The organism is Lactobacillus sp. HBUAS51381 (genome assembly GCF_012641095.1).
In the GTDB taxonomy this organism is placed as follows: Bacteria; Bacillota; Bacilli; order Lactobacillales; family Lactobacillaceae; genus Levilactobacillus.
On sequence record NZ_JAAVSC010000015.1, the window covers coordinates 46,160 to 61,396 of the forward strand.

The 15,237-nt window shown below is 52.0% G+C and carries 13 protein-coding genes; 6 read left to right on the top strand and 7 right to left on the bottom strand.

Features of this window, described 5'->3' with window-relative positions:
• Window positions 1–494: 494 nt before the first annotated feature.
• On the top strand, window positions 495–2,138 hold the full coding sequence (locus HEQ50_RS06795; protein WP_168899765.1) for a peptide ABC transporter substrate-binding protein: 1,644 nt from the start codon (window positions 495–497) through the stop codon (window positions 2,136–2,138).
• Window positions 2,139–2,253: 115 nt separating this feature from the next.
• On the opposite strand, the gene HEQ50_RS06800 is transcribed toward HEQ50_RS06795, so the two are convergent.
• From HEQ50_RS06800 to HEQ50_RS06830, 7 genes are all read right to left on the bottom strand, one after another.
• Entirely contained in the window at window positions 2,254–2,739 is a 486-nt protein-coding gene (locus HEQ50_RS06800; RefSeq protein WP_168899766.1) for a hypothetical protein, read from the bottom strand.
• A gap of 26 nt (window positions 2,740–2,765) precedes the next feature.
• Window positions 2,766–3,251, bottom strand: a complete 486-nt coding sequence (locus HEQ50_RS06805; RefSeq protein ID WP_168899767.1) for a hypothetical protein — start codon at window positions 3,249–3,251, stop codon at window positions 2,766–2,768.
• A 251-nt stretch (window positions 3,252–3,502) separates the two neighbouring features.
• Window positions 3,503–4,696 (bottom strand): ROK family protein, encoded by a 1,194-nt coding sequence (locus HEQ50_RS06810; RefSeq protein ID WP_168899768.1) that lies wholly within the window; start codon window positions 4,694–4,696, stop codon window positions 3,503–3,505.
• A 142-nt stretch (window positions 4,697–4,838) separates the two neighbouring features.
• Window positions 4,839–6,392: a glycoside hydrolase family 43 protein gene (locus HEQ50_RS06815; protein ID WP_168899769.1), complete on the bottom strand. Its 1,554-nt coding sequence runs from the start codon at window positions 6,390–6,392 to the stop codon at window positions 4,839–4,841.
• 13 nt (window positions 6,393–6,405) lie between these two features.
• The gene (locus tag HEQ50_RS06820) at window positions 6,406–7,821 is read right to left on the bottom strand and encodes an MFS transporter (RefSeq protein WP_168899770.1); all 1,416 of its coding nucleotides are present in this window, start codon (window positions 7,819–7,821) and stop codon (window positions 6,406–6,408) included.
• A gap of 452 nt (window positions 7,822–8,273) precedes the next feature.
• Complete coding sequence (locus tag HEQ50_RS06825) at window positions 8,274–8,816, bottom strand: phosphoribosyltransferase family protein (protein WP_168899771.1); 543 nt, start codon at window positions 8,814–8,816, stop codon at window positions 8,274–8,276.
• Window positions 8,817–8,819: 3 nt separating this feature from the next.
• Entirely contained in the window at window positions 8,820–9,896 is a 1,077-nt protein-coding gene (locus HEQ50_RS06830; protein WP_168899772.1) for an NCS2 family permease, read from the bottom strand.
• A gap of 283 nt (window positions 9,897–10,179) precedes the next feature.
• Here HEQ50_RS06830 and HEQ50_RS06835 point away from each other — a divergent pair, with 283 nt between their 5' ends.
• The 5 genes from HEQ50_RS06835 to HEQ50_RS06855 all read left to right on the top strand — a co-directional run bounded on the left by HEQ50_RS06835 (window position 10,180) and on the right by HEQ50_RS06855 (window position 14,940).
• Window positions 10,180–10,599, top strand: coding sequence for a MerR family transcriptional regulator (locus tag HEQ50_RS06835; RefSeq protein WP_168899773.1), 420 nt, complete (start codon window positions 10,180–10,182; stop codon window positions 10,597–10,599).
• 442 nt (window positions 10,600–11,041) lie between these two features.
• Window positions 11,042–12,325 (top strand): MFS transporter, encoded by a 1,284-nt coding sequence (locus tag HEQ50_RS06840; RefSeq protein ID WP_168899774.1) that lies wholly within the window; start codon window positions 11,042–11,044, stop codon window positions 12,323–12,325.
• Between the two features lie 105 nt (window positions 12,326–12,430).
• Entirely contained in the window at window positions 12,431–12,997 is a 567-nt protein-coding gene (locus tag HEQ50_RS06845; protein ID WP_168899775.1) for a TetR/AcrR family transcriptional regulator, read from the top strand.
• A 77-nt stretch (window positions 12,998–13,074) separates the two neighbouring features.
• Window positions 13,075–13,743, top strand: coding sequence for a DUF4097 family beta strand repeat-containing protein (locus tag HEQ50_RS06850; protein ID WP_168899776.1), 669 nt, complete (start codon window positions 13,075–13,077; stop codon window positions 13,741–13,743).
• 99 nt (window positions 13,744–13,842) lie between these two features.
• Window positions 13,843–14,940, top strand: a complete 1,098-nt coding sequence (locus tag HEQ50_RS06855) for a S66 peptidase family protein (protein WP_168899777.1) — start codon at window positions 13,843–13,845, stop codon at window positions 14,938–14,940.
• Window positions 14,941–15,237 lie beyond the last annotated feature (297 nt).

The window sequence follows — 15,237 nt, forward strand, 5'->3', positions numbered from 1 at the left end:
CGTGGAATTGAGATGTTTTTTTTGTTGCCCCTCGTGAACAGTAAAAATCATGGCAATCCGATTATAAATAAATTAATATTCACGCCCGTTATTCCCACTTTTCTACCATATATCGCCAGAATTACCGGTTTACCGGCAAAGTGACCACCCGGAATTTCTCCCTTGACATCCCCCTCCCCGACGACTAGTATGAGAACCAAGTTAAAAACACATGAACGCATCGCCAGGAAGAGTAGTTATTCCCGCTAAGTCTAGAGACCACCGGTAGCTGAAAAGGTGGCTTACAACGGAACGATGAAGATGAGCCTGGTTGCTAATGGTTGGTGGAAGCTGACCATTCGATTTGAAGCCCGTTACCGCTTCCGACTTTTGGCAACAGAAGTTACGGAGGTGTTGGGCGTGAGTCCAACACAAAACAAGGTGGTACCGCGAGTGAAATCGTCCTTATGTAGAAATAACATAAGGACGATTTTTATTTGAGGAGATGTTTTGGGATGAAGAAAAAAGGAACGATTTTGACCGTTGCAGCACTCAGCCTCTTGACGTTAGCGGGGTGTGGGAGTCAGGCCAGCAGCAGTAATTCTAGCAGCAAGTACGCCGCCAAACAGGAATTGAACTGGACCGAATCTTCCGAACTGGCCTCTTCCGACCTCGCACAAGCCACCGACACGTTAAGCTTTACCGTCTTACAGAACACGCAGGAAGGCCTGTACCGGTTAAACAGTAAGGGGACGCCGGCCAACGCACTGGCCACCAGCACCAAGGTGACCAACGGCGGCAAGACCTACACGTTCAACCTCCGTAAGAACGCCAAGTGGTCGAACGGCCAGCCCGTCACGGCCAAGGATTTCGTTTACTCCTGGCAACGCACGTTGAACCCCAAGACCGCTTCACAAGACGCCTTCTACCTCTATCAGGTCAAGAACGCCGAGGCCGTCAACAAGGGTAAGCAACCGCTCAGTGCCTTGGGGATTAAGGCCGATGGCAACTACAAGCTGACCGTGCAACTGACCAAACCCGTTTCCTACTTCAAGAAGTTGCTGGCCTGGCCGCTCTTCTACCCGCTGAACCAAAAGGCCGTTGACCAATACGGCAAGAAGTACGGGACCAGTTCCGCCACGACCGTCTACAACGGGCCGTTCCGTTTGACCAAGTGGAACGGGACTGGCAAATCCTGGACGTTGGCCAAGAACAAGACTTACTGGGATAAGAAAGCCGTTCACCTGACCAAGATTAACGAACAGGTCACCGAATCGACGACGACCAGCTACAACCTGTACAACGCCAAGAAGACCGACGAAACACTCCTCAGCGGTCAACAAATCAAGAATAATAAGAACAGTAAGGACTTCGTTAAACGCCTGCCAACCGGGTCACAACGGCTCGATTTGAACCAGAATAAGGTGAGTGCCTTCAAGAACGTCAACGTCCGCAAGGCCCTCTCCCTAGCGATCGACCGCAATCAACTGGTCAACGACGTTTTGCAAGACGGGTCCGTGGCCTCCAAGGGGTTTGTGCCCGGCGGCATGGGCAACAATCCCAAGACCGGGGAAGCCTTCAACCAAGAGGCCTACGTCAAGTCCGGTGTTTCCTACAACCTCAAACAAGCCAAGAGCCTGCTGGCCAAAGGCCTGAAACAGACCGGCGACAAGCAACTCAACGTCACCTTGTCCGTCTCCGATACCGACACCAACAAGCAGACGGCCGAATTCCTGCAAAGCTCTCTGGAGAAGTTGCCTAACGTTAAGGTCACCATCAAGACCGTGCCTTACGTCCAGTTGATCACCCAACAAAACAACGGAAACTATGAGTTGACGCTATCCGGTTGGCAATCCGTCTTCGCTGACCCAATCAACTTCCTAGACGTCTTTGAAGCCGATTCTAGCTACAACACGACGGGCTGGAAGAGCAAGCAATTCGATAAGCTCCTCGATGAAGCCGAAAACCAAGATGGGAACGAACCAACCAAGCGTTGGGCCAAGCTGGTCAAGGCCGAAAAAGTCTTAATCAACGACCAAGGGACGATTCCACTGTATCAATCCGCCAAGTCTCAACTGTTACGGAGCAACGTTAAGAGCGTCGTTTACAACGGTGCCGGCGTGCCTTACGACTTTAAGACCACTTACATTGCCAAATAACCAAACGATTCTAGTCCCTGAAGTTTAGATAAATCATATTATATAGAAGAAACAGGCCCCAACCAGCGTTTGAAGTGCGCGCGGTTGGGGCCTGTTTTGTGCCATTTTGCCGTATTTAATAATCCCACGGGTGGCTGCGGAGGGGCTGGCGGAAGGCGTAATAGTTCTCCCCTTCGATGTGAATCTTCAGTGCTGATCGTTTCTGATGCAGCATCTTAACCGTGACCGTCTTACGGCTCAGCGTCCACAACGTTGACTGATCAACTGAAATTCGGGAATGGGCCCGGTAGACCCCCTTGGCCTTCTTGGTATACGTCGTGGGAATCGCCACGGTCCCGTACCACGTCTTGGGGGTCAACTGCTTCTTGGCACTGATGTAATCGCGGGCCGTGATTTTCTTATCGGCCACCGTAAACTTAGCAATCATATAATAATTGCCTTGGTCATCGTCTTTTCCCAAATAACCGTACCAAGTGCCCTTCAGGCTACTGGGTAACTTAGCCGTCTTACTGGCCGCCTGCGCGGAGGTCGTGGCCCCGCCGACAAGGACCAAGCCTAGACTGGCAATCCCTAATATCAAGTGTTTATACGTCATGTTCATCTCTATCGTCCTCCCAAAATCTTCAGTTACAGCCAGCCCTCATTCCAAACGTGGCTAAGCAGTGGCCGGCGAAAAGCATATGTACTGCTGCCACTGTCCGTCATCTTTAAGGCGGATCGTTTCTGCCCCAACGCCTTCACTTTGACCGGTCGCCGACTAATCGTCATGAGCGTGCCACCGTTTAAAACCCGCGCCTTAACCTGATAGACGCCCTTAGCCTTCTTGACATAGTGCACCGCCATCACATAACTATCCTGCCACTTCAACGCCTTTAGCGACTTCTTCGGTGTCACATACTCGGTCATCGTGATGCGGTCACCTTTAAAGGTGATGCGCGCAATCTGATACGAACGTTGCCCCTTGACTCGTATCTTTCCAGCGTAACCGTACCAAACACCCTTCAGGCTTGTGGGGAGCTTCACCGCCTGACTCGCCGCTTGCGCCGACACCTGGCCACCGGCTAAACATAGCCCTAGACTAACTAAGCCCAGCAGTAACGCTTTACACCTCATAGACTTCCCCTACTTTCCGAAACAATTACCATTTTAATTAACTAGTTTAAATATAATTCAACCAGGTTAATTAAACAAGCTGTTTTTGAATTTAAAGTAAACAAGATTAGGGTAATATTGCGGCTAATCGATTTAAAGATTGTCCACTATACAAAAAATGTCCTTAAATAAAAAAAGCACCAGCCGTTTTTTCAGGCTGGTACTTCAACTTTTAGCTTCGGTATTTGTTTTGAAAATCCACCTTACCGCCGTCAATTGTTCGTATAATCCCAGAAATGTAGCTTCATCCCCGTCAGCCCCAGAACCGTGTGGCTGGTCAGGGCCGCGCCGCCTAGCAGCGTTGCCAACTGGATGTTGGGCATTAATTTAACCGGAATATCGTAGCCCGACAGCCGTTGGAAATAGTTGCGGACCTGCGGAATCGTATTCGGAATTTGATGTAGCAACGGCGAATTCAAGTAGAAGACATCGGGATCGAGCATCCCCACCACATTGTTAAGAATCCCGGCAATCCCGTTGGCAAACTGCGACAGGACTGTAATGACCTCGGCGTTGTGGTCGGCATATAGTTTAGAAATTTCATCTAACGACATCGTGTGCTTGCCCAACAGATCACTAATCTGGTGAATCACCGCGTGCTCGGAATAAACGTCCTGATACGTAACCTGACTGCGACGATTGTTGATGGAAAAGGCCGGCATGACAATGTTGTGGCCCAGATTGCCGACTCGTCCTTGGGACCCCCGGTAGAGTTTATTTTCTAAAATAAACCCGGCCGCAATCCCTTGGTGAATACTTAACGTGACGGTATTCTCTAACCCCAATTCTTCCACAAAATCGCGAGAATAGATGGCGGAGAGGTTGGCCTCGTTTTCCAGCAGAATCGGCACCCGATACTTGGCAAAATACGTCTTCAGATCCAGGTCGCCCAGATCCAGAAAAGACTCCTGAACGCGCCGGCCGTCGGTAATCCCGTGAATGGCGAAACAGATTCCCAACAGGCCCTTGGCAGTCCCGGTGATCGCGGTAAAATGGCCAATCAGCTCGTCCAGCGTTTCAGCCAAATCCGTGATCTCGGCCGTCTGGCATTGCTGAAATTGCACGGTCTCCCCATCCAAATAACAGGCCAGACACCGAATTACCTGAGAATCCAGTTCCACCGTCAACGTATATCCGTAGTGGCGGTTAATCTCGATCAACGTCGGCTTGCGACCCCCGTTAGACGAGGCCAACCCAGAGCCAATCTCAGCCACGACACCCTGATCCTGCATTTCACTACACAACAACGAAACGGTTGCCTTGTTTAGGCCCAGGTCTCGGGCAATCGCCGACCGCGATGTCGCCCGGTGGTTGAAAATATACGCCACAATCCGCTGGTAATTATAATCATGTGAGTTACTCCGACTCGTTGATTCCGCCACAACGTTCACTCCTGCCTCTTTCATTTCACAAACTCACGCGTGTACCAAAAGTTTAACACACTCCACCAGTCGTGCTAAGCTATTCGTTTACTTTTCACAACAAATCGATATCTCAAAAAAATGATCTAACCCCAACTTGAGATTAGACCATCTTGTTTCGCGCCAATTACCGCGTCACATCATAGGTGAAGTCGGTAAAGGTCGCGTGAGTACTGTTTCGCTTGTACATATCGATCACGTCTAGCCCGATGAAGTTCCCGGTATACCCGCCGGACAGGAAGCTGACATCCATCGCCCCCAGCGAGGTCTGCTGATCACCGTCGTTCACGATAAACTCGGCCTGCGATTCATTGATCTGAATGCTGAAGTTGTAGGTTCCCTTGCCGTTCACCGGAATCTTCGCAATCTGCTCAAACTCCCCGGCAATTGAGCGATGGAGAATCACGCATGGCTTGTCATTTTCATCCACCGTGACCATCAACAGGACGTAGTTGTCCAGGTCAAGGTACAGCGTCATCCCGGCCATCTGAAGATAGCTTTCCGGCGTGTACTGCATCTGAACCGCGGCGCGACAGTAAAAGTCAACCTGCCGGGTCGCAATCAAATGTTGATCAAAGGCCGACTGTGGCGATTGGCCCCCGGCAATGGTCAACCCCGTCTTGCTGGGCGTCAACCAAGTCTTATTCGGAAATTGCCGCAGGGTATTCCAGTACTCGGTATTCAGCCGATCGCCTGTAAAGGCATCGCTAAAGCTATGACTCTGAATAGGCGTGCTCGTGACTCCCGCTGGTGCCGGCGCCTCGAGGCTCGGGTGATTGCCTCCACTCGCCAAACGCAACCAGCCGTCGTCCGTCCAAACCACCTTTTGAATGGCCGTTTCCCGGCCGAGAACCGGGTCGTCACCCTTGAGTGGTCGGGTACACAGGTGTGCCATGTACCACTCGTGGTTCGGCGTTTCCGTGATGCTGGCATGCCCCGCACACTGTAGCGGCAGAATCGGATCGTTGGCGGACGTCAACATTGGGTTCTGTGGATCGACCTCGTAAGGCCCCCAGACGTTGCGACTCCGCGCCACCGTCTCCTGATGACCGGCTTCCGTGCCGCCTTCCGCACACAGGAGGTAGTAATACCCATCGTGTTTATAAATCTGCGGCGCTTCGGTCTTCCGAGCGGCCGTTCCCTTGAAGATGACCTTGGGCTTGCCCTGAAGTTCCAGTGTCTCCGCGTCAATCTTCTGAGCGACAATCCCGGCCGACTTGTTATGCGTGGAGAGGCGGTAGTCCCAGATCTCGTTCAAGAAGTAGGCCTGGCCATCGTCGTCAAAGAAGATCGACGGATCAAAGCCCGAACTGTTGATGTACACGGGTTCGCTCCACGGCCCATGAATGTCGTCCGCCGTCACAATATAGTTGTCGGCATCCTTGTAGGGCACCTTGGTGGCGTTGACGTTGGTGTAGACAATGTAATATTTCCCATTGTGGTAGCTGGCAAACGGTCCCCAGATGGAACAGCCCGTCGGATTTCCTTGAAGATTAACGTTATTATCCGGCTGGAGTACCGACGTCTCGTAGGCCCAGTTGACCAAGTTCGTCGACGAATAGACCCGAATACCAGGCAACCATTCGAAGGTCGAGACCACAATGTAGTATTTATCTTTGACTCTAAAGAGTACGGGATCGGGATTGAACCCGGTCAGGACTGGATTTTGAATATTTCTCATAGCACAACGACTCCTATTTTTCGTTTTCGGCAGCTTCTTCGGCTAATTCCTTGGCATTCCGTTCCTTCAGTTCGGCAGAAATCTTCCGGTACGTTTCCTTATCCAAATTGTAGAACTTCATGGAGAAAATAGCGATGAAGTAAATGATGATTGGGACAATCGTTGTGGCGATAACGATCCCGTGTAAGGCGCCGGCCGTCTGGTGTTGGGCCGTAGCCACGTAACCCGTTGCGGACAGAACCAAGCCAGGAATCATCCCACCTAAGGCGTTCCCACACTTGAACACGAAACCAATGATGGCGTAGATGACACCACCCATTCGTTTATTCGTCTTGTATTCCCCGTATTCAACCGTTTCTGGAATCAGGGCCCACATGTAAGCAGAAATCATCCCGTTACCAACAGAGGCAATTCCCCGGGAAATAAAGATCCAAACAATCCATTCGGGACGGGCAAAGAACAGACCCACCATCCCGATGATATCGGCGGCCACGGACACGATGATCAGTTGGAACTTGGTCATGTGATTGGCTAGCCAAGGAATGGCTGGAATAAAGGCCAAGGCTGGTAAGGTCCCGGCTAAGGAATACCACTTAACCAAGTCGGCCCGGCCAACGTAGTAGGTCACGTAGTAAATCCCAGTGGCACTCACGATGGACTTAACCCCGTAAATAACGAAGAAGAAGATACATAAGACGACCAAGGGACGATTATGTAATAATTGTTCGAAGACATCTTTGACTTTAATCTTGGTATGTGAAGCGGGCACCTTCACCCGTTCGTTCGTGGAGAAGAAACAACCCCAGAGTAACAGGCCACCCATGACCCCCATGATGACCATGGTTAACTGCCAACCTTTGGCAGCGCCCATGCTCTTCGTGAAAATATCGGCCAAGAATGGCACGAAGAAGGCCACGATAACTTGACCTACGTTGGCCAAGAAGGTCCGGTACGTCGTCAAACTAACGGATTCCTGTTGGTCGTTCGTCATGGCGGACGTCAAGCTCCCATAAGGCACATTGACGAACGTGTAGCAAACGGACAACAGAATATAAGTCACGTAGGCGTAAGCTAATTTGCCGACACCACCGAAACTAGGCACCGTGAAACAGAGAACGGCTAAGATGGCAAAGGGAATCGCACCGTACAGCAAGAATGGCCGGTACTTCCCCCAGCGGGTATTCGACTTATCCACGAAGAACCCAATGATGGGATCACTGAACGCATCGATAAACCGAACCACCAAGAACAGTAATGACGCGGCGGCAGCGGATAAACCAAAGACATTGGTATAGAAGAACAGCAGGTAACTGGATAGACTGGCGTAGATTAAATTACAGGCGAAGTCACCAAGCCCGAATCCAACCTTTTCGCCCACGCCAATGTGACCAATTGGTCGAATGGCGCGTTTAGGCTGACTATTTTCCATAATGAGGCATCTCCTTCAACATAAATTTAAAAAATTAAACTAATCACCCTGAAGTATATCAGGAAGCGATTACATTTCAAGGGGACGTGCCGTGTGGACTATCTGATTTCAAAATAGTTTTCTCGTTAAGAAATCGTTTTTCATAGTTATTAGTCTCGTGATAGTTTCCCAACATTAGTCGGCTAAAAATATTTTATGAAAATTAAGTTTCTTGGGTTTTTGAATGTTAATTTAAGAAAATAAACTAATTGAAGCTGTAAATGGTCTTGTGAAAAATTAAGACGTCCGCCCCGCCACACCGGGCCTGCGACCTGCTCTGTCGTGGCTTTCATTTCTGAAAGTAGCGTGGCGCACCGCCTCAACGTGTCCGGTTACCACCACAATCAGTGGTCAAACCCAAAAAAGACCGCCTCCGGATTAGGAAGTCGGTCATATTTTGGGCAGACACTGGTTTACCGGGAAAACAACGGCAGTTCCGCCAAGTATTCAATATCGGTTCGGTTGGCGGCCTCGCCTTCCGCCAGGATCGCCAGTTGGCCAACCACCTTGGCTCCGGCCTTTTCGAGTAACGTCTTCGCCGCGGTCAACGATCCCCCACTGCTGATGACGTCATCCACGATGACCACGCGTTTGGCAACCAAGCGGTCCGCATCAGCACCGTCGAGCACCAGCTGTTGCGGTGCACTAGTGGTAATGGCCGTAACGGGAACCGTTAACGGCGCCAACATGTAGTCCTTCACGCTCTTACGAAGCACGACGAATTGTGGATGGTTCGTCACCCGACTGAGTTCTTGGGCCAAGGGAATGCCCTTGCTCTCTAACGTCACGAAGTAATCAAACGTCGCCGGCACTCGTTTGGCCAATGCCTGCGCCGCGTAATCCGTCAGTTCCGCATCGCCTAGCAAGACAAACGAGGCAATCGCGGTCGTGTCATTGATTGGTAGAATCGGTAAGTGCCGCGTCAACGGGCCGATTTTAAGTTCAAACTTTTCCATAGATTAGACCCCCAGTCCCAAGAGTGGCAAACAGAATTTAAGCACGGCACCCGCCAACAGTCCGGCAAACGGATCGGCCACCGCCGTAATCACCAACGTAATCGCCGCAATCGTGGCCGTGGGGCCTTGAAGGGCCAGCCCGGCGTTGGTCGGAAAGATCACGACCGCGCCTAAAATGAACAGGAAGCCGGCAATTGAGGCGCTGGGCACGTACTTGCCGAGCTTAGGCAGCCAGCCAATCGCCAAGATGGCCGCCATGATCAGCATCATCATGACGCCCGCAACGACCGGTTCCGGCGCACTCGCCGTCGCGGAAATGATGGCTTCGACCGGTGCCCCACCCAGGAGGATGGTTCCCATGTCGGCAATCGACTGGGTGATCGTCAGTAAATTCAAATCAACCGGATTGGGTTTCTGCCCGGTCATCTGACCCGTAATCAACCCGTAGGAGATGTTGGCGCCAATGTTCAAGCAGGCCAGACTCAGCGCGCCCCGGACGACCCGGACGTTAACGGTCGGTTTGGTAAAGATAAACCGCCGAGCCGTCACGTGTTCGGGCAATTCGGCACGGTAATGCTGGACAAAAACCGCGGCTAGACTGGACCCGACCACCGAAACAACGATGGTCCACACCAGATCCTTTGTCACCAAGTAAGTGACTGCGGCCAGGGCGACTGACAGCCATCCCGTGAGCTGTTCGTTCTTGGCCATGCCAAGAGCAATCTTAGCCAGCATGATACCCACGCCGGCCATCATCCCCGCCATGATCCCATTTCCCAGAATGTCGACAATCTTCGTCAGCGTTCCCGTGACCCCAATCAGGAGCATCACGATGGAACCGCCTAGGATAATCGACGTCCGTTCACGTAAGTCGCGCCCTAACTTACCGGTTAGGGCCAGCGATTCGGCCTGAAACGACAGCGGTGCCACGGCCCCAAAGGCCCCGTTGACCGCTGACGCAAAAATAAACGAAAACATTGTTGGAAAAATTGCAAAACCGAGCGACATCGCCATAATCCCCTGTGGAATGCCGTTTAAGACTACCCCGATGGCCGCTAACAAATCGGCGATCCAGTGCATAATCATTTCCTCCCCATAGATGTAGTTTATTCGTATTTCATCTCAATCATACGGTAATAAGCCGTCCAAGTCTATATTTATTTCTAAAAATACGAATATTTAATATAATTGTCGTCATTAAATTCGTATGATATTCAGTGACCTGACGTCTTGTCGTTTGATTAATTGCGACCCACAACAAATGCTAAAGCTTAAATGCTTGCGGTTCCCGCCACTTTCCCGTATGATAATGAGCAATTGCTTCGAGTTAGTCGAAGGTCAGTTCCGCGAGGAGGAATTTTTAATGTCATACACCATTCATGAAGTCGCTGAGAAAATGGGGATTTCTACCTATAGCATCCGTTACTACCACGAGCACGGTATGTTGCCCTTTGTCCAGCGCGATGAAAATAACAACCGGGTCTTCGAAGACAGCGACCTGGAATGGCTAAACATTATCGTGTGCTTACGGGCGACCGGCATGTCGATCGCGCGCATCAAGCATTACCTGACGCTGGCGCAGGACGGCGACGAGACCGTGCCGGAACGCTACGACATGATGAAGGAACAACAGGAACGGACCCTGCAAGAGATTCAGGACCTCCAACAACACCTCGCCACCATCAACTTCAAGGTCGACCACTACGCCGCCTTGATGGAAAATCACGAACCCGACAGTTTTATCCCGTCGGATCTACAGCGTAAGCCGGCCGTTAATCACTAATTGATCGTGCCTACTGACCGCCTTACCGTTCGCCAAATTTGGTCTGGATCGCGGTGGGCAGGATCGGAAAAAGCCAAAGATACAGGTAGCTGTGACAGCGCCGGAATCCTTGACCGTCGCAGGTAATAATAGCGATAAGTCTTGCCAACCGGGAATGGATCGTATTCACAAACTTTCAAATAGAAGCCGAAAAGGATCGACCAAACGGTAGCGAGTTGCCGTTTGGTCGATCTTCTTGTACTGCCGTAGAAAGCGTTGCCAATTCAATAAAAAACGTAAGCCCTTTCGCTTGCCATGACTTAAATAATATGCTAATCTAAGACCCCTGTGCAATTATTATACTGCTAACGATTATGCCCTCACATCTCACGTGTGGGTCCTTTTGTCCGCGGTATATCACCCTTTGTCACTGCACTGACTTCTGTTTTAAGGGGGTGTCGTTGTGGAAACGACCCAATTGCCGCACTGGCGGCGGAACATTTACTTATTTTTAACCAGCCAATTTCTGTCGGGCATCACCAGCATGGTCGTCCAGTACGCGATTATCTGGTACCTGACTAAGCAAACCGGCTCGGCGACCATCCTTAGTCTCGCAACCTTACTGGGCATGCTGCCGATGGTGCTGCTAAGTCCCTTCGTTGGCCCCTTCGTCGATCGGCTCAACAAGAAGCTGTTGCTCATTGTTCCCGATGTCGTGGCGGCAGCCGTGGCCATCGTCCTGTCAATCGTGGGTACCCTACAGGACACGTTCCCCCTCTGGTTGATCTTCATCTCCCTGTTGGTACGTTCGATCGCTCAAACCTTCCAGATGCCCACGATTCAGTCAATCATCCCCACCATGGTGCCCACCGAACAACTGACCAAGATCAACGGTCAGTTGGGGATGGTTCAGTCGGCCAACATGATTATCGCGCCGGCTCTGGGGGCCTTCCTCTTTGCGCTCATCCCCATGAATTTCTTAATCCTACTGGACGTGCTAGGCGCCGTTATCGGGATTAGCCTCTTACTGTTGGTCCGAATTCCGGAGCATCCCGTCATCGACGAACCGGTCCACGTCCTCAGCGATGCCAAATTTGGCCTGACGAAGCTCCGACACACGCGTGGCTTGTGGGCCATTACGCTGACCGGTGCGGCCTTCACGCTCCTGTTCATGCCCGCCGCCAGCCTATATCCACTGATGACCATGGGCTACTTCCACGGTAGCGTGGGTCAGGCCGGCCTGATTGAAGTCGTTTACTCCGTCGGCATGCTGCTGGGCGGCACCATCATCGGCGTCTTTGGTAACTGGAAGGACCGGATGACGCCCATTCTCTGGGCAATGCTGGCGATGGGTGTCACGTTTGGCGCCAGTGGCTTTCTTCCCGGCAACCAAGCGGGATTCATCTGGTTCGTCGGGCTCAACACCCTGGCCGGCATCGCCACGCCATTCTATAGCACCTTGCTGATGGCCATGATCCAGCAGAGTTTTCCTCCCGAACAGTTGGGGCGTATCCTCGGCGTGCTCAACTCGATCATGAGCATCACTGGACCCGTGGGCCTCATCTTTGCCGGACCGCTGGCCGATACGATTGGCGTGGAAAAGCTCTTTATCATCGGCGGTATTGGAAGCTTGGTCTGCGGCCTGGTCATGTGGCAATTGCCAAGCGCCCGGCATTACGATCGCACGCTCCAACAAACCGTTACAACCCAAGATACGACCACAGATACAACAGAACTCGAAGGTTAACGCCGACTGACCAAGCCATTTTTGAGGCTTGGTCAGTTTTTTATTGACAAAATGAATGAATCGTTATAATATTCATTCATGACTTGACGAAAGGTGGGATCTCCCATGGAAGAAAAACAAGAGCGGCTCTTCACTGCCGCCCACGACCTATTTTTGACGCAAGGTTTCAAGCACACCAGCATCGCCGAAATTGCGGCCCGTGCCGATGTTGCCGTGGGAACCTTCTACAATTTTTACCCATCCAAAGCGGCCATCTTCATTCAGGTCTACAATGCGGAAAACGAACGCACCAAGGCGGAAATCCTCGCCGCCGTTGACCTCGACGCAGCACCGGCCGACCTGGTTAAAGCCATCATCCACCAGATCTTCATCCAATCCGCGAACAATCAGATTCTTCAGGAATGGTTCACCAATCCCCAGCTCAATGCGAAAATTGCCGAAACCAATCAGAACGCCGTGGAAGATAGCCTGGTCTACGCAACGCTGATGAAACTCATCGACCGTTGGCAGCAACGCGACCTACTCAAGGATGGCCTGGAGAAGGACCGCATCATCAGCCTCTTCAACGCCTTGACCGTTGTCGATTTCCACCAAAGTGAGATTCAAACGGCGAGCTACTACCAGCTACTCAACGATCTGATCGCCGGTATTCTCTTGTTTATTCTGAAATAGCCAATCTGGTTATTTTTTTGCCCTAAAAATGAATGAATTAAAATTATATTCATTCAATCAAAGAAGGAGTGCTTTCCATGAAAAAAATCATTTGGTCCATTCTGTTTCTGCTGATCTTACTCGGGGTTTCCACCGTCTGGATTATCCTGAGTCAACGCCGGTTAAATGTCAGTACCGGACAATTCGGCCGACTCACTCACCAAACCAAGACGTTTCCCACCGCACCACAGACTGTTCAACTCGACCTGCGCACCGCTCGCTTAGAGATTCGGTCCGGCACCCATTATCAATTATCAATGGACCATGTTCTTAATCACCAATTTAAGATCACGAACCACCAGCAACAGCTCCGGATCACGGAAGCCCACGCCACCCAGCATCAAGTTGAAATCGGCAAGACCCCCGTCATCACCCTGACCGTGCCGCAGAACCTACAACGGCTGACTGTCAATCAACTGAATGGGACCTTGATCCTCAACCAATTGACGGTAGGCACCCTGGCGATTAGTCACAGCAATGGGACGACCACGGCCACCGATCTCACGCTCATTCACGGTGGCCAGCTCACCAAGAAGAATGGTCGCACCGACCTCCGGCAACTCACCAGTGACGGTCTTAAGGTTACCGTTAAGACGGGGCAGTTCAAGTACAATGGGACCAAGCGTGCCAACAGCTATACACAACCCGGTGGAGCGCCATTGACAATTACCAGCGGCACGGGGCAGGTGCGGGTAACGACACCGTAAAAACGCGTTTGGGGAAACCGACGCCTTTGAATATCTATGGTAATGGCCGGCTAAAAAGCGTAGACTAACGATAATTTTAAACGAGGAGGAGACCTGCCTATGCTTAAACCACCTGCGTTAAAAACTGGCGATCACGTGGCGCTCGTCAGCCTGTCCAGTGGCGTCCTCGGCGAATCATTTACCGCCCACGAACTGGCCCGTGGTGAACAACGCCTCCGCGATCTCGGCCTGGTGCCCGTTCCCATGCCCAATGCGCTCAAGGGCTTGGCCTATTTAGCGAACCACCCCGAGGCCCGGGCCGCCGATCTGAAGACGGCCTTCACCGATCCCACCATTCGGGGTATCATCTGCGCCATCGGGGGGATTGACACCTACCGCTTGGCGCCCTACCTGCTGGATGATCCGACATTTATCGCCGCCGTTCGGGCGCATCCCAAACTCTTTACCGGCTTTTCCGACACCACCGTCGACCACCTGATGCTCTATCGGTTGGGCCTCACCACCTACTATGGCCCCAACCTGTTAAATGACTTGGCCGAACTGGGACCTACCCTCTTGACCTACACGCGGCAGACGCTGGCCCATTACTTCCAGAATCCGGCCACCACGCCAATCACCAGTAGTCCGACCTGGTACGAGGAGCGCACGGACTTTTCGCCAGCTGCCCTGGATACCCCACGCATCAGCCATCCCGAAACGCGCGGCTACGATGTTCTGCGCGGCAGTGGCCGTGTGACCGGCAAGCTACTGGGGGGCTGCATCGACAGCCTCAATAGCCTGTTGACCGATGACGACTATCCCGACGAGCCCGTGATTGCCGGCGACTACGGCTTACTGCCGGCCCCCGCCACGTGGCGCGACAAGCTCCTTTTCCTGGAAACCAGCGAGGAACAGCCGACACCGGCCGCCTATCGTACCATGCTCGAGAATCTTAAACGAGCGGGAATCCTCGATAACGTCCGTGCCATCATCACGGGTAAGCCGCAGAACGAACGCTACTACGCCGAATACTGTCAGGCATTACTGGCGGCGACTGCGGACCGCGGTACCCCCCTGATGGCCAACCTTAACTTCGGCCACGCCTATCCGCGAACGGCGTTACCTTATGGCTTAACCGCCGAGCTGGATCTGAGCGCGCGGACGCTAACCATCACGGAACCCTTTTTTGCCGGGACAGTCACACCAACTTCGATTTAACTAAAGGTTGAAAGACAGAAAACAGCTAGGACTCCTGGTGTGACAAGGATAACAACCATAACAATATGATAGTCGCGTGCTGGCCGCCTTGCCGTTCGCCAAATTTGGTCTGGATCGCGGTGGGAAGGATCGGAAAAAGCCAAAGCCCGGTCTTTTTCCTCGCTTTGAGCCGGAAGTTCACGTCTCAAAGTCGCCAGCTTCCAAGCAAAATCACTTGGAAACTCCCACGGCTGAGACCAAATTTGACTCACTCACGGCTACATGAGATGTCCCCAATTAAACTGGCAGAACGTTGCC